At 67.8% G+C, this 24187-nt stretch carries 22 protein-coding genes and 1 pseudogene; 20 read left to right on the forward strand and 3 right to left on the reverse strand.

What is annotated here, in order from left to right:
• Positions 1-41: 41 nt before the first annotated feature.
• From eccCa to G6N41_RS13215, 9 genes and pseudogenes are all read left to right on the forward strand, one after another.
• Positions 42-3719 (forward strand): annotated as a pseudogene (gene eccCa / locus G6N41_RS13175) (type VII secretion protein EccCa).
• Positions 3716-4960, forward strand: a complete 1245-nt coding sequence (locus tag G6N41_RS13180) for a type VII secretion-associated protein (RefSeq protein ID WP_198967574.1) — start codon at positions 3716-3718, stop codon at positions 4958-4960. Before eccCa ends, G6N41_RS13180 begins: the two are co-directional and overlap by 4 nt.
• A gap of 62 nt (positions 4961-5022) precedes the next feature.
• Entirely contained in the window at positions 5023-5376 is a 354-nt protein-coding gene (locus G6N41_RS13185; RefSeq protein ID WP_198967575.1) for a WXG100 family type VII secretion target, read from the forward strand.
• Positions 5377-5391: 15 nt separating this feature from the next.
• Positions 5392-5688, forward strand: coding sequence for a WXG100 family type VII secretion target (locus G6N41_RS13190; RefSeq protein ID WP_198967576.1), 297 nt, complete (start codon positions 5392-5394; stop codon positions 5686-5688).
• A gap of 238 nt (positions 5689-5926) precedes the next feature.
• Positions 5927-6370: a 50S ribosomal protein L13 gene (gene rplM, locus G6N41_RS13195; protein WP_020731990.1), complete on the forward strand. Its 444-nt coding sequence runs from the start codon at positions 5927-5929 to the stop codon at positions 6368-6370.
• Positions 6367-6825 (forward strand): 30S ribosomal protein S9, encoded by a 459-nt coding sequence (gene rpsI / locus G6N41_RS13200; protein ID WP_020731991.1) that lies wholly within the window; start codon positions 6367-6369, stop codon positions 6823-6825. Before rplM ends, rpsI begins: the two co-directional genes overlap by 4 nt.
• 150 nt (positions 6826-6975) lie before the next feature.
• On the forward strand, positions 6976-8313 hold the full coding sequence (gene glmM / locus G6N41_RS13205) for a phosphoglucosamine mutase (protein ID WP_198967577.1): 1338 nt from the start codon (positions 6976-6978) through the stop codon (positions 8311-8313).
• A gap of 105 nt (positions 8314-8418) precedes the next feature.
• Complete coding sequence (locus G6N41_RS13210) at positions 8419-8730, forward strand: type VII secretion target (RefSeq protein WP_011739126.1); 312 nt, start codon at positions 8419-8421, stop codon at positions 8728-8730.
• Positions 8731-8732: 2 nt separating this feature from the next.
• Positions 8733-10130 carry a hypothetical protein gene (locus G6N41_RS13215; protein WP_198967578.1) on the forward strand — a complete coding sequence of 466 codons (1398 nt, stop codon included), beginning with the start codon at positions 8733-8735 and terminating at the stop codon, positions 10128-10130.
• Positions 10131-10156: 26 nt separating this feature from the next.
• On the opposite strand, the gene G6N41_RS13220 is transcribed toward G6N41_RS13215, so the two are convergent.
• From G6N41_RS13220 to G6N41_RS13230, 3 genes are read right to left on the reverse strand one after another with little or no spacing between them, the layout of a single operon-like run.
• The gene (locus G6N41_RS13220) at positions 10157-11200 is read right to left on the reverse strand and encodes an LLM class F420-dependent oxidoreductase (RefSeq protein ID WP_198967858.1); all 1044 of its coding nucleotides are present in this window, start codon (positions 11198-11200) and stop codon (positions 10157-10159) included.
• A 15-nt stretch (positions 11201-11215) separates the two neighbouring features.
• Positions 11216-12055, reverse strand: a complete 840-nt coding sequence (locus G6N41_RS13225) for a dienelactone hydrolase family protein (RefSeq protein WP_198967579.1) — start codon at positions 12053-12055, stop codon at positions 11216-11218.
• Positions 12056-12064: 9 nt separating this feature from the next.
• Positions 12065-12535: a DUF2510 domain-containing protein gene (locus tag G6N41_RS13230; RefSeq protein WP_198967580.1), complete on the reverse strand. Its 471-nt coding sequence runs from the start codon at positions 12533-12535 to the stop codon at positions 12065-12067.
• Positions 12536-12647: 112 nt separating this feature from the next.
• Here G6N41_RS13230 and glmS point away from each other — a divergent pair, with 112 nt between their 5' ends.
• The 11 genes from glmS (at position 12648) to tsaD (ending at position 24025) form a co-directional block, all read left to right on the forward strand.
• A complete protein-coding gene (glmS, locus tag G6N41_RS13235; RefSeq protein ID WP_094358756.1) occupies positions 12648-14525 on the forward strand; it encodes a glutamine--fructose-6-phosphate transaminase (isomerizing) in 1878 nt (625 codons plus the stop codon).
• 64 nt (positions 14526-14589) lie between these two features.
• Positions 14590-15432 carry a DUF4436 domain-containing protein gene (locus tag G6N41_RS13240; protein WP_020731997.1) on the forward strand — a complete coding sequence of 281 codons (843 nt, stop codon included), beginning with the start codon at positions 14590-14592 and terminating at the stop codon, positions 15430-15432.
• Positions 15433-15483: 51 nt separating this feature from the next.
• Complete coding sequence (locus tag G6N41_RS13245; protein WP_198967859.1) at positions 15484-16197, forward strand: rhomboid-like protein; 714 nt, start codon at positions 15484-15486, stop codon at positions 16195-16197.
• 30 nt (positions 16198-16227) lie between these two features.
• Positions 16228-17649, forward strand: a complete 1422-nt coding sequence (locus tag G6N41_RS13250) for an NAD(P)H-hydrate dehydratase (RefSeq protein WP_198967581.1) — start codon at positions 16228-16230, stop codon at positions 17647-17649.
• Positions 17650-17685: 36 nt separating this feature from the next.
• Complete coding sequence (locus G6N41_RS13255; protein ID WP_198967582.1) at positions 17686-19071, forward strand: glutamate decarboxylase; 1386 nt, start codon at positions 17686-17688, stop codon at positions 19069-19071.
• Between the two features lie 85 nt (positions 19072-19156).
• Positions 19157-20323 (forward strand): alanine racemase, encoded by a 1167-nt coding sequence (alr, locus tag G6N41_RS13260; protein ID WP_198967583.1) that lies wholly within the window; start codon positions 19157-19159, stop codon positions 20321-20323.
• Entirely contained in the window at positions 20313-21434 is a 1122-nt protein-coding gene (locus G6N41_RS13265; RefSeq protein ID WP_198967584.1) for an alpha/beta fold hydrolase, read from the forward strand. Before alr ends, G6N41_RS13265 begins: the two co-directional genes overlap by 11 nt.
• Positions 21427-21897, forward strand: a complete 471-nt coding sequence (gene tsaE / locus G6N41_RS13270) for a tRNA (adenosine(37)-N6)-threonylcarbamoyltransferase complex ATPase subunit type 1 TsaE (protein ID WP_020732002.1) — start codon at positions 21427-21429, stop codon at positions 21895-21897. Before G6N41_RS13265 ends, tsaE begins: the two co-directional genes overlap by 8 nt.
• Positions 21894-22520 carry a tRNA (adenosine(37)-N6)-threonylcarbamoyltransferase complex dimerization subunit type 1 TsaB gene (gene tsaB / locus G6N41_RS13275; protein WP_198967585.1) on the forward strand — a complete coding sequence of 209 codons (627 nt, stop codon included), beginning with the start codon at positions 21894-21896 and terminating at the stop codon, positions 22518-22520. Before tsaE ends, tsaB begins: the two co-directional genes overlap by 4 nt.
• On the forward strand, positions 22517-22993 hold the full coding sequence (gene rimI, locus G6N41_RS13280; protein ID WP_011739138.1) for a ribosomal protein S18-alanine N-acetyltransferase: 477 nt from the start codon (positions 22517-22519) through the stop codon (positions 22991-22993). Before tsaB ends, rimI begins: the two co-directional genes overlap by 4 nt.
• Positions 22994-24025, forward strand: a complete 1032-nt coding sequence (tsaD, locus tag G6N41_RS13285; RefSeq protein WP_198967586.1) for a tRNA (adenosine(37)-N6)-threonylcarbamoyltransferase complex transferase subunit TsaD — start codon at positions 22994-22996, stop codon at positions 24023-24025.
• The last annotated feature ends 162 nt before the right edge of the window (positions 24026-24187 follow it).

A 24187-nucleotide genomic window follows, 5' to 3' on the forward strand; every position in this document is an offset into this window, starting at 1 on the left:
GACTTGCCGGCGCTCGGGCCGCTGCTTAGCGTCGTCGCACTGTGACCGAGGACCTCGTGGTTGCCGCACCACCGGAGCTAGCCCAGACAACGTCGACTGGTCCGCTGCTGCGCCTGGTGCCCTTGGCCATGTCGATCGCCACCTTGATTGCCATGGCAGCGACCTATGTCTCGGGTGCCCCGAGCGCGCGCAACCCAACGATGTTGATCCTCCCGGCGACGATGTCGCTGTCGCTGATGGTGATGGCGGTCAGCGCACGCGGTCGGCGCCGGGGTGCCGGGCTCGACCAAGACCGGGTGGGATATCTGCAATATCTGAGCGAGTTTCGGCAACGGGTCACCGAAATCGCGGCAGCCCAGCGAATATCGTCGAACCGAACCCATCCCGAACCCGACACCGTGTGGACGTTGATTGGCGGCTCCCGGATGTGGGAGCGCCGGCCCGCGTATGCCGATTTCTGCCGAATCCGCATTGGCCTTGGAACCCAGCCGCTGGCCACTCGCCTGGTGGCCGCGCCGCTGCCACCCCCACACCGATCGGATCCGGTCACCGTCAGCGCGCTGCGCCGCTTCCTCGAGGCCCACGCGCGGGTTACCGATGTCCCGATCGCCATCGCGCTACACGGCGCCGGTGTGGTCACCATCGGCGGCGACCCGGCGCGGGTACGGGCGCTGCTTCGGGCGATGGTGTGCCAAATGGCTGTGTTGCACGGTCCAGATCAGCTGCTGGTCGCCGCGGTGGTCAGCGACCGCTACCGGCCGGGGTGGGAGTGGCTGAAATGGTTGCCGCACAACTAGCATCCGAGTCACCACGACGAGGCGGGGACCGAAAGAATGGTGTACCCCAACATCACGCAAGCCAGCGCCGCCTTCGATGCCGTGGCGCTGCCGGTCATGGTGATCGTCGACACCGACGAACACGGCAAGCAGTTGCCGGCCGGTGTCACCGTCCTCGAGGTGGGGCGCGGACACGATGGCACGCAGGTGGTGGTCAAGCGGGCCGGAGAAGCGACGACGTTGACGCGGCCCGACGAGTTGGATCAGGCCAGCGCATTGGTATGTGCCCGCCTATTGGCGCCGCACCGTTGCGGTGACCGCGCCGGCGGTCACCCCGGTGACTGGGCGAAGATGCTGGGCATCGGCGAAATCGCCACCTATCACCCGGTAAACCACTGGCACAAGCGGAATCAACGCGAACGGCTTTGCGTGCCGATCGGCGCGACCGCGGACGGATCACCCGTGCTGCTGGACATCAAGGAGCCCGCGGCGCGGGGGATGGGGCCACATGGGCTCTGCATCGGGGCCACCGGATCGGGAAAGTCCGAGCTGTTGCGCACCGTCGCGCTGGGCATGATGGTGCGCAACTCGCCAGAGGTACTGAATCTTCTGCTGATCGACTTCAAGGGCGGCGCTACATTTCTCGACCTGGAAAAGGCGCCGCACGTGGCCGCCGTCATCACCAATCTCGCCGACCAAGCGCCGCTGGTCGCGAGGATGGGGGAGGCGCTGGCCGGCGAGATGAACCGGCGCCAACACCTGTTGCGGACGGCCGGAAATTTCGTCAGCGTCGCGGCCTACGAGGACGCCCGCCGCGTGGCGCCGGCCTGGCCGCGCTGCCGACGCTTTTCATCATCGTCGACGAGTTCGCCGAACTGCTCAGTCAGCATCCCGATTTCGCCGAGGTTTTCGTCGCCATCGGCCGGCTGGGCCGATCACTGGGCATGCACCTGTTACTGGCCAGCCAGCGGCTCGAGGAGGGGCGATTGCGTGGACTCGAAGCCCACCTGTCCTATCGCGTGTGCCTCAAGACCCTGTCCGCCATCGAGTCACGGACCGCCCTGGGAACGCTGGACGCCTTTGAGCTGCCCAATACCCCCGGCTCGGGCCTGTTGTCTTCTCCCACCGCAGAGCTGACCCGGTTCGAAACGGCGTTTGTATCGGGACCGGTTCCGGCGGGCCCGCCCGATGCCGATTCTGTGGTGCTACCTGCCGCGGTGCGGCCGTTCACCTCCGAAGCCACCGGAGAAGTCAGGACCGGCGGCGCTGACGGCGCGGATACCGCAACCGGGCCAACCGTCCTGCAGACCGTGCTGGACCGGATCGCTGGCCACGGGCCGCGCGCATCAGGTCTGGCTGCCACCGTTGGACCGGGCGCCCGCGCTGGCGTCGCTGTTGAGCGACGGTGTGGCAGAGCGCGCTGAACTGGCCGTGCCGATCGGGGTGGTGGACCGGCCGTTCGATCAGTCCCGCACACCCCTGACCATCGACCTCACCGCGGCCGCGGGCAATGTCGCGGTCGTGGGCGCGCCGCAGTCGGGAAAGTCCACCACGCTGAGCACGCTGATAACCGCGTTGGCGGCCACCCACGACCCGGACCTGGTGCAGTTCTACTGTCTGGACTTCGGCGGCGGCGCTCTGGCCGCGGTCCGCGACCTGCCCCACGTCGGTGCGGTCGCCGGCCGGGGTGAACCGGACCTGATCCGGGGCATCGTCGCCGAACTCGAGTCTTGCCTGCGGACCCGCGAGTCGCTCTTTGGTGAGCAGGGCATCGACTCGATCGCCGCGTATCGTCGGCTCCGGGCCGATTCAGGCGCCCAGCGGCTCGCCGACCTGTTTGTGGTGATCTATGGTTGGGCCACGCTGTGCCATGAGTTCGAAGAGCTGCAGGAACCGATCACTGCGCTGGCGGGGCAAGGACTTTCCTACGGCCTGCACGTGGTGGTCTCCGCGACGCGCTGGGCTCACCTCAGGGGGTCACTGAAGGATCAGCTGGGCACCCGGATCGAGCTGCGCCTGGGGGATCCCGCTGATTCCGAGGTGGATCGCCGAGGCGCGCGCCAGGTACCCCGGGACCGGCCGGGCCGCGGCCTCTGCGACGACGGGATGCACATGATGATCGCGTTGCCGAATGTCGCCGAAGTCGTTGTGAGTCAACAACATGCCGGTTCGGGGGCGCCTGCGGTCCCGCTGTTGCCGCAGCAGGTTGAGCATCGCGACGTGGTCGAGGCCGCGGGTGCGGCCCTATCCGGCCGGATCCTCCTGGGTCTGCAGCAGCGCCGGCTACAACCGGTTGCGGTCGATTTCGAACACCACGCCCATCTGCTGATACTCGGTGACAATGCGTGCGGAAAATCCAGCGCGTTGCGCACCCTGTGCCGCGAGATCACCCGGACCAAGACCGCTGCGCAGGCACGGCTTTTCCTGGTGGACTTCCGGCGGGAACTGCTCGGTCTCAGCGAGTCCGAGTACCTGGGCGGCCATGCGATAGCTGCGGGGGGATTGGGTGCATTCCTGCCGGGGTTGGTCGAATTGCTGCGGGCCCGGATGCCGGCCCCGGACCTGAGCCAGGCTCGGTTGCGCGACCGGTCGTGGTGGTCTGGGCCGGAGATCTACCTGATGGTCGACGACTACGACCTGGTATGCACATCGGCCGGCAATCCACTGCTGGCGCTACTCGAATACCTGCCTTACGCAACCGATCTCGGATTGCATCTGATCGTGGCCAGGCGCAGCGGGGGAGCCACACGGGCCCTGTTCGAGCCGCTGCTCGCCGCGCTGCGAGATTTCGGCTGTATGGCGCTGATGATGAGCGGACGTTGCTATGAGGGACCATTGTTCGGCTCCGGTCGGCCGATGCCCTTGCCGCCCGGCCGCGCCGTCCTGGTCACCCGGGCCGGTGACGAGCGGCTGGTCCAAGTGGCCTGGACTGAGCCCGGATGAACGCGCACCGCGCCATGATCGAGGCGGGCCCGCAGGCAATCCGCCGACTGTGTTGTGGCAGCGAGACTGTCGCTGACATCGAGGTGTGCGCGGCCGCGCTGGCTGCTATCGACGACCCGGTGGCGTTGGTGGGTGACCGGCCGGTCCAGGTGTGGTCCCTTTGGTCGACCACCCTGCGTCGCCTGGCCGAAGGCCATCGCGCCGGCATGATCGTTGTGCATCCGTCGTGGTGGTCGGCGGCGCGCGTCGCCGTGGTTACCCGCGCCGCCCGGGCCGCGGGCGACGAAGCCGATGACACAGACGTTGACCGCGCAGCCCAGGTCTGGCTGCGACCGCGGTCCTGGCTGTTGCGGCGGGCCACAGCCCAGGCCACCGTCGTGGTCGAGATCGCCGATCGGTTGGTTGCGGTCGTCGGCGAGCATCGAACCGCGGTGCCGCGTCGCGCCGAGCCCGAACGCACCGCCGAAGAGGTCGCCGCCGCCGTTGACGCCATGACGCAGGGCGTCCGGACAGCGGTGGTCATCGACGCGCCGGGCGCGGTTGCCGGGGCATCCGAGCTTGGGGCATCGATCTGCGCCGCCCTGGTCGATGGCCACCGCGTCGCGCAGGTCAACGATCCGCGACTGATCGGATTGGCGAGGTCGGCGACCACGGAGCCGGTGTTGGGGTCCGCGGCAGCACCGCCGCACCGGAGCATCACGAGATTGGCGGGCCCGGCGGTGGCCGGCATCGGCGCGACCGTTGTGGCCGTCCTCATGGTGGCGGGTCTTGCCCGGCCGGACCGGCGCGCGGTGCCCGCGGTTGCGGCAACGCCGACGACGGTTTTGGTGGAGGGCCACGTCGCGGTCGCGATTCCCACGGGCTGGCCGAGGCAGCGTGTGATTGGGGGACCCGGGTCAGCGCGGGTGCAGATCACCTCGCCGGCAGATCCCGAGGTAGCCCTGCACGTGACCCAATCGCCGGTGCCGGGGGAGACGCTTGCGGGCACCGCGGAGCGGCTGAGACGGGCGATCGACGCCGAACCCGCCGGTGTGTTCGTCGACTTCGATCCCTCCGGTGTCAGCGCCGGCCGGCCTGCGGTGACCTACCGGGAGGTGCGTGCCGGGCACGAGGTGCGATGGTCGGTGGTGCTGGACACGGCGGTACGGATCAGCATTGGATGCCAAAGCCGAACCGGCGCGGTCGAGGCCATTCGCGAGGTGTGCGAACGGGCCGTGCGATCCGCGCACGCGGTCCACTGATCCGGGCACGGTGGGCGGCATCCGGGTGGAACCAAATCGGCCTGCCGCCGGTCTTAATGGGTATGAGTAGTCCGGCAGGTGCCAATCCGTTCACTACGTCTAATACGTCGAACACGTTGAGTGCCGACTTCGACCTGATGCGCACGGTCGCCGCCACCACCGACGCCCGCAACGAAGAAATCCGGGCGCTGCTGCAGCCGTTCATCGGCCGCATGAACGATGTGCCCGCCTCAGTGTGGGGTGGGGTGGCGGCGGCGCGATTCAAACACGCGATGGATCGATGGGGTGCAGAGTCGACACGACTTTACCACGCCCTGCACACGATCGCTGAAACCATTCGGCACAACGAGGCCCTGCTGCGTGAGGCCGGCCACAACCACGCACACCACATCGGCGCCGCCGGCGCGGACCTGTGATCGGAGGGATTCGCCGTGGAACCTGTCCTGTCGTACAACTTTGACGCAATCGAGCACACGGTTCGCCAAGAGATTCACATCACTTCGATGCGTTTCAACGCCGCACTCGAGCAGCTGCGGTCACAGATCGCACCGCTGCAGCAGCTGTGGTCCCGAGAGGCGGCGGCCGCGTATCAAACCGAGCAGTTCAAATGGCATCAAGCGGCCGCTGCGCTCAACCAGATCCTGTTCGAGCTGGGTAACGCCGTCCGCGACGGCGCCGACGAGGTCGCCGGCGCCGACCGCCGGGCAGCCGGCGGCTGGGCCCGCTAGCCGCGCCATCTGACCCCGCGGCACCCGACAGACCCTGTGTGGTCCCCACGGAGGAGAGCCGTGGGGACCACACAGTCATTTTGACCTGCGGGGATGCCCGTCGGTAAGCTGCTCGGTTGGCGTGCGGGTACGCCGGGGCCTCGGGTCAATGTCGGTCGCCGAGACAGCCCCTCCGTGAACGCCTGACCGGCACCCGGGTCACACCGGGATCCACCCGAGAGAAGAGAAGGTAAGCGCTGTGCCTACATACGCGCCCAAGGCGGGTGACACCACGAGGTCGTGGTACGTCATCGACGCCACGGACGTGGTGCTTGGCCGCCTTGCCGTCGCAGCAGCCAACCTGCTGCGTGGCAAGCACAAGCCGACGTTCGCGCCCAATGTCGACGGCGGTGACTTCGTCATCGTCATCAATGCCGACAAAGTCGCCATCAGCAACGAGAAGCTGCGTAACAAGATGGCCTACAGGCACTCGGGGTATCCCGGCGGTCTGCGGAAACGTTCGATCGGCGAGCTGATGGAAAAGCACCCCGACCGCGTCGTGGAAAAGGCGATCGTCGGCATGCTGCCCAAGAACAAGCTCAGTCGGCAGATTCAGAGCAAGCTTCGCGTCTATGCCGGTCCGGAGCACCCACACACCGCGCAGCAGCCGGTTCCGTTCGAGATCAAGCAGGTGGCGCAATGACCGAAACCACCCCAGAAGTGGAAGTCGCTGTCGAAGCTGAAGTGACTTACAGCGAATCGTTCGTGTTCGAGCGGCCCATCCAGACCGTCGGGCGTCGCAAGGAAGCCGTGGTGCGGGTGCGCCTGGTGCCCGGAAGCGGCAAGTTCGACCTCAACGGGCGCAGCCTCGAGGACTACTTCCCGAACAAGGTCCACCAGCAGCTCATCAAGGCTCCGCTGGTCACCGTCGACCGGCTGGAGAGCTACGACATCTTTGCGCTGCTGCACGGCGGCGGCCCCTCGGGCCAGGCCGGCGCGCTGCGGCTGGGCATCGCCCGGGCATTGATCGTGGCAAACCCGGAGGACCGGCCCGCCCTGAAGAAGGCTGGCTTCCTCACCCGTGACCCGCGTGCTACCGAGCGGAAGAAGTACGGCCTGAAGAAGGCCCGCAAGGCGCCTCAGTACAGCAAGCGCTGATCAACGATCACTTTCTGGCCGCGACCGTGCAACGTTGTGCGTTGTTTTCGGTGCGCCTTCGGCGTGTCGTCGCGCCAACGCGCACGGTTGCGGGCAGAAAGGTAAGCGCACGTTAGGCGCGAGAACGTCAACTGTGAGAGGTTTGTCCGCATGGGTCGACTATTCGGCACCGACGGAGTGCGCGGGGTCGCGAATCGCGAATTGACCGCCGAGTTGGCCCTGGCTCTTGGCGCCGCTACCGCGCAGCACCTGGCCAGTTCGACCGGACCGGGCAGGCGAGTCGCCGTGGTTGGCCGCGATCCGCGAGCAAGTGGCGAAATGCTCGAGGCCGCCGTCATCGCGGGCTTGACCAGTCAAGGTGTCGACGCCCTGCGCGTCGGGGTGCTTCCCACTCCCGCCGTGGCCTACCTGACCGGTGCCTATGACGCCCATTTCGGGGTGATGATCTCGGCGTCGCACAACCCGATGCCCGACAACGGCATCAAGATCTTCGGTCCGGGCGGACACAAACTCGACGACGCTACCGAGGACCGGATCGAAAGCCTGGTTGCGGCCGGACCCGGGTTGCGACCGGTTGGCTCGGAGATCGGCCGCGTGATCGACGCCGAAGACGCCGCTGACCGCTATCTGCGGCATGTGAGCAAGGCCTGCACCACGCGACTCGATGGGTTGACCGTTGTGGTCGATTGCGCCCACGGCGCCGCCTCGGAAGTGGGGCCGCGCGCCTATCGGGCCGCCGGAGCCCGGGTCATCGAGATCAACGCCGACCCCAACGGGTTGAACATCAACGGCGACTGCGGATCGACCCACCTGGAGGCGATTCGCGCGGCGGTGCTTGCCCACGGCGCCGACCTGGGTGTGGCCCACGACGGAGACGCCGACCGCTGCCTGGCCGTCGACGCCAACGGTGACCTCGTTGACGGGGACGCCATCATGGTGGTCCTTGCTTTGGCGATGCAGGAGGCGGGCGAATTGGCCTCCGACACGTTGGTGACCACGGTGATGAGCAACCTCGGTCTGCACCTGGCCATGCGCGAGGCCGGCGTGAACGTGCGCACCACCGGCGTCGGGGACCGCTATGTGCTCGAGGAATTGTGCGCCGGGGACTACAGCCTCGGTGGTGAGCAGTCCGGCCACATCGTGATGCCGGGACTCGGTTCGACCGGCGACGGCATCGTCACCGGATTGCGTTTGATGACGCGCATGGTGGCGACCGGCGCCTCGCTGGCCGCTCTGGCATCGCGGATGCAAACGTTGCCGCAGGTGCTGATCAACGTCCAGGTCACCGACAAGGCGGCCGCGGCCGCGGCACCTTCGGTTCAGGCGGCGGTAGACCGGGCCGAAACCGAGCTGGGTGACACCGGCCGCATCTTGCTTCGGCCCTCTGGAACCGAGCCGCTGATCCGGGTGATGGTCGAGGCGGCCGACGAGGAAGCCGCGCATCGGTTGGCCACCAGCGTCGCCGACGCGGTCAGTGCCGCGGGCTAGCCACCAGGCATCTGAATTTCGTTGCTCGCTGCCGTCCACCGCCATCGAGGTGACCAATCCCGGCTCAGCGGGAACCTCGACGCCCCGACCGGCGTCTGACTATCCATGAGACCCGAACTCGCGAGAAACTCACGCATCGATGTTGCGGCGGTGCAGGTGGTGGCCGAGCGACTGTGCGCCGCGGCGGAGCTGATCGATAACGCCATCGCCGACCATTGGGCAAGGCTCACTTTTGATGGGGCCGCGGCAGGCCGGGACTACCCTTCGCACGGTGATGCACTGCGCGCCGGATTGGAGCGCTTGGGTGCGCAGCTATCCCAATGGTCCAGCGCCACAGTCGATATAGCGGTCGCCATGCGCGCCGCCGCGAACCACTACGTTGATGCCGATCGTGGCGCCGCGGCACGGATCGCCTGATCGTGACCGACGGGCTAGCGGTGGCACAGCGCCTCGACGAAGGGCGGCCCGCCGTGGACCACACGCGGCGGTACCTACGCGCCTGCCAACAGCTCGGCTACCAAGATCCCGTTCTGGCCAAGGGCTTTGATCCGATCGGCGACCGCTACGACAGCGAAGACGGCCTCGATCTCTACCTGCTCGACGGTGACTGCGCGCGATTGCGCGCCGCCGGCGCCACGGTCGCTGAGGCGCTTGGGATGCAGCGCGGCCAGGTCGGCGCGCTGGCGATGGCCTGGGCGGGGCCTGGAGCCGACGCCGCGGTCAACTTTCTGCAACGCCATGTTGAGGCGGGGCAGCGCATTGTTGCCGAAGTTCGGGCGGCGGCTTTGGGCTGCGAATCGTTGCGCGAGGACCTGTGGCGTCTGGTCGACATGAAGGTGGAAAGCGTGATCGCCATCGACGACCGCACACTGGCGCGGCGGCCGGCGTGGTTGGCCGCCTGCGCTGAGGTCGGTGCCGGGGCAGCGCCCGGCAGTGCGGCCGCGGAGCTGGTTCGCCATCAGATAAATCCCTATCTGGACAACGATATTCGTGACGACTGGCTGGGCGCGATGCGCGCAGCGACGGCCGGCATCGGCGCGGCCTACACCACGTTGGCCGATCGACTGACCTCGTCGGTGCCGGTGTCTTTCGACCACCCAGACGACCTCGGATCCGGACCCCAATCGCCGCCGGTCCCATCGGCGCTGGCGGCGATCGCACCCGCGGCCGCCACCTCCGCGCCTGCGCCGGATCCGGAACCGGCCTTCGCCGCGTCGCCGGCGGTGCCGGCTGGCATCGCGCCGGCGCCGGGAGCTGGCCTCGAACTACCCACAGATGCCGGCGATTTCGGCGCGCTCGGTGATTTCGGCGGCCCCGGCGGCTTGGGTGCCGCGGGAACCGGCGGGCTCGGTGGGCTCGCGGGGCTTGCCGGGCGCATTGTCGACGCGCTGGCAGAACTACTCGGTACGGCGGCGGTACCGATCGCCGATCCGCTCGGGTCGGTGGACCCGGCGGATGGGGGAGATCGGTCCGGTGCGGAGGCGGTCGACGACGTCGGCGATGAGAACCCTAGCGAACCGCGAAAGCCCGACGCGGCAACCGAAACCGGCGCGAGTGACGAGAAGTCCGATAACGGCGAGGCACCGGAAGCCGCCGACGGTTCACCGCCGGGGGCGCTGGCGGGCGATGGCGCCGAGCGGTCCGCGATGCCGATTGGCGAACAAGCCAGGACGCCGGTGCCCGAGGGGGCCGCCACGCCGGTCGCCCAGCCGCCGCGAGTTCCCGAGGCGCCGCCGCACGGCGGTTCGGCGCCGGCCGGCGAGGCGTCGAGTCCCTGCGAGATAGCCGCAGACGAGCTGCCCAAGGCCGGGCCGTAACAACTCGAGACAGCTCGCAGACCAACTCAGGCGCGACGCAGCCCCAGCAGCTGCTCGACGTGGCGCACGTATTCGCGGCGATCGGTGCTCAACGGGCTCACCAGCATGGTCGTCACACCCGCTTCGGCGAAGGCGGCCAGCCGTTCGGCGACGAACCCGCGTGGGCCGATCAGCGAGATTCCCCGCGCCAGCTCGTCCGGCACCGCGGCTATGGCCTCGTGCTTGCGCCCAGCCAGGTACAGCTCCTGGATTCGGTCTGCGACATCGCCGTACCCGTAACGAGTGGACAGGTTGTGGTAAAAATTGCGGCCCTTGGCGCCCATGCCGCCCAGGTACAGGGCAAGTTGAGGCTTCACCCGGGCCAGTCGCTGCTCGACGTCGTCCCCGATCGCCAACGAGGCGTGCACCGTGACATCCAACGGGCCCAGCGCGGGATCGCGTTTCGCGGTGCCGGACGCCAGCGCCTCGCTCCAGGCCGACGCGGCCTTCTCCGGATAAAAAAAGACCGGCTGCCAGCCCTCGGCGATCTCGGCGGTCAGCTCGACGTTGCGGGGGCCCGGCGCCGCAATGGATATCGGAATGCGTTCTCGTAGTGGGTGATTGATGAGTTTGAGGGCCTTGCCCAAACCCGTGCCGCGATTAGCGGGCAACGGGATCTGGTAGTGGGCGCCCGCATGACGCAGCGTCTCCCGCCGCCAGACGTGCCGGCAGATTTCCACCACCTCGCGGGTGCGGCCGATGGGCGCATCGAATTCGACGCCGTGGAATCCCTCGATCACCTGCGGTCCGGACGTACCGATTCCGAGATTGAACCGGCCGCCGGACACATGATCGAGGCCCGCAGCCGTCATCTCCAACAGCGAGGGTGTGCGGATATAGATGGGCAGCACCCCGGAGGCCAGCTGAACGCGGGTTGTTTTGGCCGCCAGATAGCCGAGTTGGCTGACGGCGTCGAAGGCATATGCCTCTGCCACCACGGCGACGTCGATTCCGGATTTGTCGAGTTCCACGACGCGGTCGAGGCCCTCATGGAAGCCGTCCGAGTAGTCCAGGGCGATACCGATTCGCATCATGGGCCGCGCTCGTCACTTCAGTAGCGCGACAAGCTTCTCTTCGGGCGTAACCGGCGGGGCGTGCGGATCCACCGGGTCGGTCTTGGGCAGGTGCACGTCCGGATCGGCGAAGTCGCGATAGGTCTTGTCGCCACCGAGGGTGTGCAGCAGGTAGCCGGTCACCAGCGCCCTGACCGAACGCTGGGTTTTGCGGTCGGAGCCGGCCAGCCCCACCACTTTGGTCAATCGCCGACCCTCGATCAGACCGCCCGGATTGGCCTTGCTGACAACGCGCAGCGTGGCGGCGTCCCAGGTGCGCGACAGCTCGAGTGCGTTGGAATTGAGCGTCTTGGGATCCTCGGGTGCGCTCAGGATCAAACCCTTCGCCTTCAGGCCCGCGGCCGGCTGCTGCGCCGGGGGCGCGGTGACGGTCGGGAAGATCGCGACCACCCCGGCGGGCTTGGTCGGCATGCCGGCCGCCGCGAAGACCGCGGCCGAGCCGCCGAAACCGTGGCCCACCAGCCCGAGCTTGGCGGGGTGCACGCTGATATCGCCGGGCCCAAGGCGCACTCCGGCCACGATGTCGAGGGCAACGCCCATGTCAAAGGCCAGGTTGAGCACCGACGGCGCCACGCCGCGTTGCGTGTCGGGCGCCCCGGCGACGATGCCCCAGGACGCCAGGTGCTCGAGCAGCCCCGAATAGCGGGCTACGCCGGTGAGCCAGTTATGCCCGAAGGCGACCGCCGGCAGGTTCATACCGGCTTCAGGGGTGTACACCACCCCGGGCAGTCCGGCAAAGGCCAGGTCACCGCGCAAAACGCGGTGTGGGCCTCGGCGGCTGAGGGCGGCAACGAGGTTGCGGATGCGGGCCACCCGTCGACGTTAGCGGTGGCGCGGGGGATGGGTCCAGTTCGTCCACGTTGTGCCGTCCCAATAGCGCTGTCCGGCCCCATGAGGATCGGGATACCAGCCCGCCGGCATCGATACCGGCATCGATACCGGCGTCGATGCGGGCCGCGAGGCAGGCATGGGCGCCGGCGGTGCCGGGCCACCCGAATTGACCGCGTTGCGCAGCTGGCGCATCGCGTTGGCATTGGAAATCAAGGCGATCCAGTTGAACAGCAGCAGCGACAGCAGGCTCCACCAACCGGCGAGCAGGTTGTAGGTCTGGGCCGAACGGTAGGCCGCCTCACACTCCGGCAGCGTCCCGTAGACCGAATAACTGCGCTGCTGCCAGAAGATCAGGGCGCCGGTGTGCTTGATCAGCTTGAGGTAGTACCGATCCGCCTGGACAGGAGGTTGGTAAGGGTGGGACAAATCGGGCCTTTCGCGCCGTAGGGCCATTTCGACCATACCGCCGGATTGATCTGGGGCTCGCGAGCTGCCCCCGGTCAGTCGCTGGTCAGCTAGCGGTCAGCGTTATGCGGACGTCCGGATGGGGGTGGCTGCACTACCCTGGTCTGCTATGTGCGGAATTGTCGGCTACGTAGGCCAGCGTCCTGCCTGCGAAGTCGTCCTGGATGCGCTGCGCCGGATGGAGTACCGAGGCTACGACTCCTCGGGGATCGCATTGGTCGACGGCAGCGGCAAGCTCACCGTGCGTCGCCGCGCCGGCAGGCTCGCCAATCTCGAGACGGCGGTGGCCGAAATGCCGGCGGAGTCGCTGACCGGTACCACCGGCCTGGGGCATACCCGGTGGGCCACCCACGGGCGCCCCACCGACCGTAATGCCCACCCCCATCGTGATGCCGCCGGAAAAATCGCGGTCGTCCACAACGGCATCATCGAGAACTTCGCCGTCCTGCGCCAGGAGCTGGAAGCCGCCGGCGTGGAGTTCGCCAGCGACACCGACACCGAAGTTGCGGTGCACCTGGTCGCGCAGGCGTTTCACCACGGCGAGACGGCCGGCGACTTCCCGGCCTCGGTGTTGTCGGTGCTGCGGCGTTTGGAGGGCCACTTCACCTTGGTTTTCGCCAACGCCGATGACCCCGGCACCATCGTGGCGGCCCGCCGCTCCACACCACTGGTGCTCGGCATCGGTGACGGCGAGATGTTCGTCGGCTCCGACGTCGCCGCGTTCATCACGCACACTCGGCACGCCGTTGAGCTGGGACAGGACCAGGCGGTGGTGATCACCGCCGATGGCTACCGGATCAGCGACTTCGATGGCAACGACGACCTGCTTGCCGGTACCGACTACCGGGAGTTTCACATCGATTGGGACCTCGCGGCCGCCGAAAAGGGCGGCTACGAGTACTTCATGCTCAAAGAGATCGCCGAGCAGCCGACCGCGGTCGCCGAGACTCTGCTCGGCCACTTCGTGGGCAACCGCATCGTCCTCGACGAACAGCGGCTATCGGACCAGGAGCTGCGGGAGATCGACAAGGTCTTCGTGGTCGCCTGCGGCACCGCCTATCACTCGGGTCTACTCGCCAAGTACGCGATCGAGCATTGGACCCGCCTACCTGTCGAGGTGGAGCTCGCCAGCGAGTTCCGCTACCGAGACCCGGTGTTGGACCGCAGCACCCTGGTGGTGGCCATCTCGCAGTCCGGTGAAACCGCGGACACCCTCGAGGCCGTCCGCCACGCCAAGGAGCAGAAGGCCAAGGTGTTGGCGATCTGCAACACCAACGGTTCGCAGATCCCGCGCGAATGCGACGCGGTGCTCTACACCCGCGCCGGCCCGGAGATCGGGGTGGCCTCCACCAAGACCTTCCTGGCCCAGGTGACCGCTAACTATCTGCTGGGCTTGGCGCTGGCCCAGGCGCGCGGCACCAAATATCCCGACGAGGTCGAGCGGGAGTACCGCGAGCTGGAAGCGATGCCCGATCTGGTGGCCCGGGTCATTTCGGCGATCAAGCCGGTGGCCGACCTGGCTTACCGGTTCGCGCAGTCCTCGACCGTGTTGTTCCTGGGGCGCCACGTCGGCTACCCGGTGGCCCTGGAGGGCGCGCTCAAGCTCAAAGAACTGGCGTACATGCACGCCGAGGGCTTCGCCGCCGGTGAGCTCAAGCATGGTCCGATCGCGCTGGTCGAAGACGAGCTGCCGGTCATCGTCATCATGCCCTCGCCCAAAGGCTCGGCCACACTGCACGCCAAGTTGTTGTCGAACATTCGTGAGATCCAGACCCGCGGCGCGGTCACCATCGTGATCGCCGAAGAGGGCGACGACACCGTGCGTCCTTTCGCTGATCACCTGATCGAGATTCCGGCGGTGTCGACCCTGTTGCAGCCGCTGTTGTCGACGATCCCACTGCAGGTGTTCGCCGCGGCCGTCGCACAGGCACGCGGGTACGACGTCGACAAGCCGCGAAATCTAGCCAAGTCGGTCACGGTCGAATAGTCCGGAGCAGGCAATGAGGGGGACCCTTGTCGGCGGTTGAGCGCGGTAGGTCAGGACCTGGCCGATGAAGCTGGGATTTGTCGGGCTGGTGCTTTTCGTCGTGGCCTATGTCGGCTCGACACTGCTTTACGGCAACGCCGGCAAGGGGCCGCACGACCTGACCCAAGGCCGTCCGACCGCCGATGGGACCACGGTCACCATCAGCCTGGAAGAGGTTCAGTCGAGCAACACCGTGCTGTCGGCCAATCTCGCCGTCACGCCGGGGCCGGGGCTGCTGGATCCGCGAACCGAGGGTCTGTCCGACGACCTCAGCGTCGTGGTCACCTCCTCGGTGACGCCGACCAAGCGCACCTGGTCCAAGGGCATGCTGCCCGGTGTCTTCCCCGTTCCGCTGGCCATCACCGGCAACGTGGCGGACTGGCCCTTCGATCACTACCGTTCCGGGCCGATCACGGTCGAGCTGTTCAGCGGTGCGGCGAAGGTGCCCCAGCGGGCGAAGGTGAGATTCGTCGATAGCCTCGCCGGCTGGCAGATCGACATTCCGACCGCAGGAGACGGCACCGGGGTTACGCCCTACCGGTTGACGTTGCAGCGATCACCGAGCACCGCCGCGTTTGCCCTGCTCATCATCGGTGTCCTGGTCACGATCGCCGGGCTGGCTCTCTTTGTTGCGGTGCAGACCGCACGTGATCGACGACCATTCCAGCCGCCCATGACCACGTGGTACGCGGCGATGCTGTTTGCGGTGGTGCCGCTGCGCAATGCGCTGCCCAACGCGCCTCCCTTCGGGGCCTGGATCGATGTCCGGGTCGTGGTCTGGGTGATAGTCGTGTTGGTCATTTCGATGGCGATCTACATTTCCTGCTGGTGGCGGCACTTGAAACCCGCCTCCGACAAGCCGGCCTGAGACCACTGCCGATGTCGCATGGGCAACGGCGGGCGTGTAAGAGTTGACGCCGTGGCGAGCGCATCGGTATCCGCACGAGTGCGAAGCATGGCGCTCGCGGTGTGGCATTTCGTCAGCAGCGCGCCCCTGACCTATACCTGGCTGGTCGTCTTGGCGATCACCACGATCATTCAAAACAGCCTGGCCGGACGCCAGCTGCACTCGGTGATCCTGCATCGGTCCACCAACATCAGCCACCTGGGGCGCGATCCGCTGGAAGTCCTGTTCTCCAGTCTGCTGTGGATCGACGGCCGGAATCTGGAACCGTATCTGGTGCTGTTCACGCTGTTCCTGGCGCCGGCCGAGCATTGGCTTGGCCAGTTGCGCTGGCTGACGGTGGGATTGACTTCCCACATCGGCGCCACCTATATCAGCGAAGGCCTGCTCTACTACGCGATCCAGACGCGTGAGGCCGCCGAACGGCTGGTGTATTCGCGTGACATCGGGGTCAGCTACTTCTTGGTCGGGGTGATGGCGGTGCTCACCTATCACATCGTCAAGCCGTGGCGATGGGGATACCTGGCGGTGTTGCTCGTCATCTTCGGCTTTCCGCTGCTCACCATGGACAAGACCGAGCTCGACTTCACCGCCATCGGCCATTTCACCGCGATACTGATCGGTTTGGCCTTCTATCCGATGGCCCGCGAACGCGGGAGCCCGACGTGGGGTCCCGCGAAAATCAGAGAAGTTCTGCGAAAACTCCGTTCCCGTGAGGCACCGGCCTGAGCCCGTCCCAAACATGCAATGCTGGCAGTGATGCGGCATTACTACTCTGTAGACGCGATCCGCGACGCCGAAGCGCCGCTGTTGGCCAGCTTGCCCGACGGGGTGCTGATGAGCCGGGCGGCCTTTGGCCTGGCCACCGAAATCGGGCGTGAACTGACCCGCCGTAGCGGCGGAATTTTCGGTCGCCGGGTGTGCGCGGTGGTCGGATCGGGCGACAACGGTGGTGACGCGCTATGGGCGGCGACCTTCCTGCGCCGCCGCGGCGCCGCGGCGGACGCGGTACTGCTCAATCCGCAACACACCCATCCCAAGGCGCTGGCGGCATTCACCAAGGCTGGTGGCCGCGTTGTACAAAACGTCTCGGCGGCAACCGATCTCGTTATCGATGGGGTGGTGGGCATCTCCGGCTCCGGGCCGCTGCGGCCCGCGGCGGCCGAGGTGTTCGCCGCGGTGGACGCCGCCGGCATCCCGGTGGTGGCCGTGGACATCCCCAGCGGCATCGACGTGGCGACCGGGGCGATCACCGGCCCCGCGGTGCGCGCCGCGCTGACGGTTACCTTCGGCGGACTCAAACCCGTCCACGTGCTGGCCGATTGCGGTCGTGTCGTGCTGATCGACATCGGACTGGACCTGTCCGACACCGAGGTGCTGGGGTTGCAGGCCGCCGACGTGGCCGCGCACTGGCCGGTGCCCGGCCCTCGCGATGACAAGTACACCCAGGGCGTGACCGGTGTGCTGGCGGGTTCTTCGACGTATCCGGGTGCGGCGGTGTTGTGTAGTGGCGCCGCGGTGGCAGCCACCTCGGGCATGGTCCGCTACGCCGGCAGCGCGGCGGGCGAGGTGCTCGCGCGCTGGCCGGAGGTCATCGCCTCGCCCACCCCCTCCACGACCGGACGGGTACAGGCCTGGGTGGTAGGGCCGGGCCTGGGCACCGATGAACCCGGGTCGGCCGCACTATGGTTCGCGCTGGAAACCAATCTCCCGGTGATCGTGGATGCCGATGGGCTGACGATGCTGGCGGCGTATCCCGAATTGGTGGTCAATCGCAGCGCCCCGACGGTGCTGACGCCGCACGCCGGTGAATTCGCTCGGTTGGCGGGCTCGGGGCCGGGGGAGGACCGGGTCGGCGCAACCCGAAAGCTGGCCGATGCGTTCGGCGCCACCGTGCTGCTCAAGGGCAATGTCACCGTCATCGCCGATCCCGGCGGCCGGGTGTACCTGAGTCCGGCCGGGCAGTCCTGGGCGGCCACCGCCGGATCGGGTGATGTGCTGTCCGGAATGATCGGGGCCCTGCTGGCGGCGGGGCTGGCACCGGCCGAGGCCGCCGCGGCCGCGGCGTTCGTCCACGCCCGTGCCGCCGAGCTATCGGCCCTCGATCCGGGGCCCGATGGCGCACCGACGTCCGCGTCGCGAATTCTCCACTACATCCGGGCCGCCCTGGCGGCTCTGTGAAGTCAGTAGCTCGACTCGGCAATGAAAGGATCCACCGTGTCCCGTAGCCACCCGTCGGTACCCGCACATTCGATCGCTCCGGCCTACACCGGCCGGCTGTTCACCGCTCCGGTACCGGCGTTGCGGCTGCCCGAGGAGTCGATGGATCCCGAAGCCGCCTACCGGTTCATCCACGACGAGCTGATGCTCGACGGTAGTTCGCGGCTGAACCTGGCCACCTTCGTCACCACCTGGATGGATCCCGAGGCCGGCAAGCTGATGGCCGAGATGTTCGACAAGAACATGATCGACAAAGACGAATACCCGGCGACCGCTGCGATCGAGACCCGCTGCGTGTCGATGGTCGCCGACCTCTTTCACGCCGAGGGACTGCGCGACGACGACCCGTCCAGCGCCACCGGGGTGTCCACCATCGGCTCCAGCGAGGCGGTGATGCTCGGCGGCCTGGCCATGAAGTGGCGGTGGCGGCAGAAGATCGGCAAGGACTGGAAAGGCCGTACACCGAATCTGGTGATGGGCTCCAACGTCCAGGTGGTGTGGGAGAAGTTCTGTCGCTACTTCGACGTCGAGCCGCGCTACCTGCCGATGGAGAAGGGGCGCTACGTCATCACCCCCGAACAGGTCGTCGACGCCGTCGACGAGGACACCATCGGTGTGGTCGCGATCCTGGGCACCACCTACACCGGCGAGCTGGAACCGGTTGACGAGATCTGCGCGGCGCTGGACAGATTGGCGGCCGGCGGCGGCGTTGATGTGCCCGTGCACGTGGACGCCGCCAGCGGGGGCTTCGTGGTGCCGTTCCTGCATCCAGACCTCAAGTGGGACTTCCGGCTGCCGCGGGTGGTCTCGATCAATGTCAGCGGTCACAAATACGGGCTGACCTATCCCGGCGTCGGATTCGTCGTGTGGCGCAGCCCCGAACACCTGCCGGAGGATCTGGTTTTCCGGGTCAACTACCTGGGCGGGGATATGCCCACATTCACACTCAACTTCTCCCGGCCCGGCAACCAAGTCGTCGGCCAGTACTACAACTTCCTGCGGCTGGGCCGGGAGGGCTACATCAAGGTCATGCAGGCCCTGTCGGAGACCGCGCGCTGGCTCTCCGCGCAGCTGCGTGAGGTAGATCACTGCGAGCTGATAGCGGACGGTTCGGCGATCCCGGTGGTCGCCTTCCGGCTGGCCGGCGACCGCGGCTACACCGAGTTCGACCTCTCCCACGAGCTGCGAACCTTCGGGTGGCAGGTGCCCGCCTACACCATGCCGGACAACGCCACCGACGTATCGGTGCTGCGCATCGTGGTGCGCGAAGGTCTGTCCGCCGACATGGCGCGCGCCCTGCACGATGATGCCGTCACCTCACTGCGCACGCTGGACAAGGTCAAGCCGGGCGGCAACTACGACGGACAGCACTTCGCGCACTAAGCGCGGAGGTCGGTCGCCGGCCCAGCCGCCGGGGTGAACGCGGACTGGGCGAGCACCTTCACGCGGCTCTGGGACAATCGAGTCGATGACTACCACCCCGATATCTCTGACGCCCGGGGTCCTCGCCGAGGCGGTGGTGGACCTGGGTGCTATCGCCCACAACGTGCGGCTGCTGCGCGAACGTGCCGGCAGCGCACAAGTCATGGCGGTCGTCAAGGCCGACGGCTATGGTCACGGCGCGACCGCGGTCGCCCGCACCGCGCTGGCAGCCGGTGCGGTCGAACTCGGAGTCGCGTCGGTGGACGAGGCGCTGACGTTGCGCGCGGACGGCATCACCGCTCCGGTGCTGGCCTGGTTGCACGCACCCGGCATGGATTTCGGGCCCGCGCTGGCCGCCGACGTCCAGATCGCCATTTCTTCGATCCGCCAACTCGACGAAGTGCTCGATGCCGCGCGCCGGACCGGAACGACGGCGACCGTCACGGTCAAGATCGACACCGGCCTCAACCGCAACGGCGTGGCGCCGGCGCTCTACCCGGAGATGGTCACCAGGCTGCGCCAGGCCGTCGCCGAAGACGCGATTCGGCTACGCGGGCTGATGACGCACATGGTGCACGCGGACGCACCGGAAAAACCGATCAACGACATCCAGTCCCAGCGGTTCAAGCAGATGCTCGACCACGCCCGCGACCAGGGAGTGCGATTCGAGGTGGCGCACCTGTCGAACTCCTCGGCAACCATGGCTCGTCCCGATCTGACGCTGGATCTGGTGCGGCCCGGTATCGCGGTGTACGGGCTGAGCCCGGTGCCCAGGTTGGGCGACATGGGACTGGTTCCGGCGATGACCGTGAAATGCGCAGTCGCGCTGGTGAAATCGGTGGACGCGGGCGAAGGCGTGTCGTACGGACACACCTGGATTGCGCCCCACGACACGAATGTGGCGCTGTTGCCGATCGGCTACGCCGACGGGGTTTTCCGGTCGCTGGGCGGGCGCCTGGAGGTCTTGATCAACGGCAAACGCCGGCCGGGCGTCGGCCGGGTCTGCATGGACCAGTTCCTCGTCGATCTGGGCCCCGGACCGCTCGATGTGGCCGAAGGTGACGAGGTGATTCTGTTCGGGCCGGGTACCCGCGGTGAACCCACCGCGCAGGACTGGGCCGATCTGGTCGGCACCATCCACTACGAGGTGGTCACCAGCCCGCGCGGGCGCATCACCAGGGTCTACCGCGAGGCCGAAACCGTTGAGCGCTGAGGAAACTCGCCGGCGCCAGCGAGCCTGGCTTGCCGGAGGTGCCGGGCTGACCGCGGTCGCCACCATCGTCGGCGCCTCGGCCCGGCGCTTGTTGGCCGAACGCGGCTCGGTCTGCGATGACCCCTACGCGGGTGAGGATTTCGAGCGGCTGGACAGCGATCGCGCCCGGGTGGTGACCACACCGGACGGCGTGCCGCTGGCCGTGCGCGAGGCGGGGCCGGTGGACGCCCCGCTGACGATGGTGTTCGCCCACGGCTTCTGCCTGCGCATGGGTGCCTTCCACTTTCAGCGCATGCGGCTCGGCGAACAATGGGGCTCGCGGGTGCGGATGGTCTTCTATGACCAGCGCGGGCACGGCCAGTCCGGCGAAGCCGATCCGCAGACCTACACACTGACCCAACTCGGACAAGACCTGGAAACGGTGCTGCAAGCGACCGCACCGCGCGGGCCGATAGTGCTGGTCGGGCATTCGATGGGTGGCATGACGGTGTTGTCGCACGCCCGTCAGTTCCCGCAGCGTTACGGCCGGCGGATTGTGGGTGCCGCCGTCATCTCTTCGGCGGCCGAAGGGGTGACCCGCTCGCCGTTGGGCGAGTTCCTGAAAAACCCGGCGCTCGAGGCGGTCCGGTTCACCGCCCGGTCCGCGCCGAAACTGATGCACCGCGGCCGCACCGCGTCCCGGTCACTGATCGGCCCGATCCTGCGGGCCGCGTCCTACAGTGACCTGGAGGTGAGCCGCAGCCTGGATGCGTTCTCGCAGCAGATGATGAACGACACGCCCATCGCCACCCTGGTGGGTTTCCTGCACGCGCTGGAAGTGCACGACGAAACCGCCGGGCTGTGGACGCTGCTGCGGATCCCGACCTTGATTGCCTGTGGTGATCACGACCTGATGACCCCCGACGAATACTCTCTAAAGATGGCGGCCTCGTTGCCACAATCCGAACTGGTCATCGTGGGCGGGGCCAGTCATCTGGCCCTGTTGGACAAGCCCGACGCCATCAACGAAGGGCTGGTCCGGCTCGTCGACCGCGCCCTTCCGGGCAAGTTGACGCTGCGGTACCGCCGGGTCGGCGAGCGGTTGCGGGATCGGTGGCGCCGCCATGGCTGAGCAGCACGATTCGGGCACGGCAATGCTGGAACGCGTGGCGGATACCGTGGCGCTGGGAACCCGGCTGGGCGAGCAGCTGCGCGCCGGTGACGTGGTGGTGCTCTCGGGCCCATTGGGTGCTGGAAAAACGGTGTTGGCCAAGGGCATTGCCGCGGCGATGGACGTCGATGGCCCGGTCACCTCGCCGACCTACGTGTTGGCGCGGGTGCATCCGGCGCGTGGGCCGGGCCGCCCGGCGATGATTCACGTTGATGTCTATCGGCTGTTGGATCACGGGAGCGCCGACCTGCTCGGTGAGCTCGATTCGCTGGATCTGGACACCGATCTGACGGACTCGGTCGTGGTGGTGGAGTGGGGGGAGGGCCTGGCCGAGCGACTCTCCGAACGCCATCTCGACATTCGGCTGGAGCGGGTCAGTCACTCCGACGTGCGGATCGCGACCTGGGCGTGGGCCGGCCGATGACCATCATTCTCGCTTTGGATACCTCTACCCCCGCGGTGACCGCGGGGGTAGTGCAGCTGACGGGGTCCGAGTGCGTCGCGTTGGCCGAGCGGGTCACCGTCGACGCCCGGGCGCACGCCGAACGGCTGACCCCCAACGTGCTGGCGGCGCTGGCCGGTGCGGCGCTGACGATGGCCGACCTGAATGCGGTGGTCGTGGGCTGCGGTCCCGGCCCATTCACCGGGCTGCGGGCCGGAATGGCTACCGGCGCCGCCTACGGGCATGCGCTGGACATCCCGGTGTATGGGGTGTGCAGCCTCGACGCCATCGGTGGACTCACCACCGGTGACACGCTGGTGGTCACCGACGCCCGTCGCCGCGAGGTCTACTGGGCGCGCTACCGCGATGGAGTGCGCACTCACGGCCCGGCGGTCAACGCCACGGGCGACGTCGATCCCGGCACCGCGCACGCGGTAGCGGGATCACCGGAGCACGCCGGGTTGTTCGACCTGCCCCGGTGCGAGCCCAGCTACCCCACCGTGGCGGGCCTGGCCGCCGCGGTGAACTGGGCGCAGGGCCCGGCGCCCCTGGTGCCGTTGTATCTGCGCCGGCCCGATGCCAAGCCGCTGGCGGCGCGCCCATGACCGCCGATCTCGGGCCCGTCACCATCGGCGCGCTGACCCGCGCCGATGCCCGGCGCTGCGCCGAGCTGGAGGCGCAACTTTTCGATGGCGACGACCCGTGGCCGGAGGTGGCCTTCGAGCGCGAGCTGGCCAGCGGGCGCAATCACTACGTGGGCGCCCGGTGCGCGGACAACCTGGTCGGCTATGCCGGTGTCTCGCGGCTGGGCCGTGTTGCGCCCTTCGAATACGAGATACACACCATCGGCGTCGACCCGGCCTATCAGGGGCGGGGCATCGGCCGTCGGCTGCTTGACGAACTGTTGGCCTTCGCCGACGGCGGCGTGGTTTTCCTCGAGGTCCGCACCGACAATGAGCCGGCGATAGCGCTGTATCGCAGCGTTGGTTTCGAGCAGGTCGGACTGCGCCGGCGCTACTACCGGGTCAGCGGTGCCGACGCATACACGATGCGCAGGGATCCAGGGGGTGCGCGGTAGATGCCCGGGAAAGTCATCTTGGCCATCGAGACCTCCTGCGATGAGACCGGCGTCGGTATCACGCGGCTGGAGGCCGACGGCACCTTGACCTTGTTGGCCGACGAGGTGGCCTCCAGCGTCGATGAGCATGTGCGGTTCGGCGGCGTGGTCCCCGAGATCGCCTCGCGGGCGCATCTGGAAGCCCTGGGCCCGGCGATGCGCCGTGCGCTCACGACGGCAGGCATCGCGCGGCCCGACGTCGTCGCCACCACCATCGGGCCGGGGCTGGCGGGTGCGCTGCTGGTGGGGGCGGCCGCGGCCAAGGCGTATGCGGCCGCCTGGGGAGTGCCGTTCTACGCCGTCAACCATCTGGGCGGACACCTGGCCGCCGACGTGTACGAACACGGACCGCTGCCCGAGTGTGTGGCGTTGTTGGTCTCCGGCGGGCACACCCACTTGCTGCACGTGCGTTCGTTGGGCGAACCGATAGTCGAGCTGGGCGCCACCGTCGACGACGCCGCGGGCGAGGCCTACGACAAGGTGGCGCGGCTGCTGGGGCTGGGCTATCCGGGCGGCAAGGTGCTCGACGACCTGGCGCGCTCCGGCGACCCCGACGCCATCGTGTTTCCGCGGGGCATGACCGGGCCGTCCGACGATCCATGCGCGTTCAGCTTCTCCGGTCTCAAGACCGCCGTGGCGCGCTACGTGGAGGCCCATCCAGATTTTCGGCCGGCCGATGTCGCGGCCGGTTTCCAGGAAGCCGTGGCCGACGTGCTGACTTGTAAGGCGGTGCGCGCGGCCACCGGCCTGGGGGTATCGACCCTGCTGATCGCCGGGGGTGTGGCGGCCAACTCGCGATTGCGCGAGTTGGCAACCCAACGTTGTAGCGAGGCCGGCCTGACGCTGCGTATCCCCAGGCCGCGGCTGTGCACCGACAACGGCGCCATGATCGCCGCGTTCGCCGCGCATTTGGTGGCCGCGAAGGCGGCTCCCTCGCCGCTGGATGTGCCCAGCGACCCCGGCTTGCCGGTGGTCAAGGGCCAGGTCGGCTGATCCCGGTGCGGCCGCGGCGGCGGTGCGGGATACGCCGTGGGCGAACCGACACGCGAGAAGCACCGGGGCGCCCTTGAGTGCTAGCACTCTCATGTATAGAGTGCTAGGTGGCAGTCGGACGACCCCTGCGCCGGCACCCGCGACGACGACGCGAGGGCACGG

Source organism: Mycobacterium shottsii, assembly GCF_010728525.1.
Lineage (GTDB): Bacteria > Actinomycetota > Actinomycetes > Mycobacteriales > Mycobacteriaceae > Mycobacterium > Mycobacterium marinum.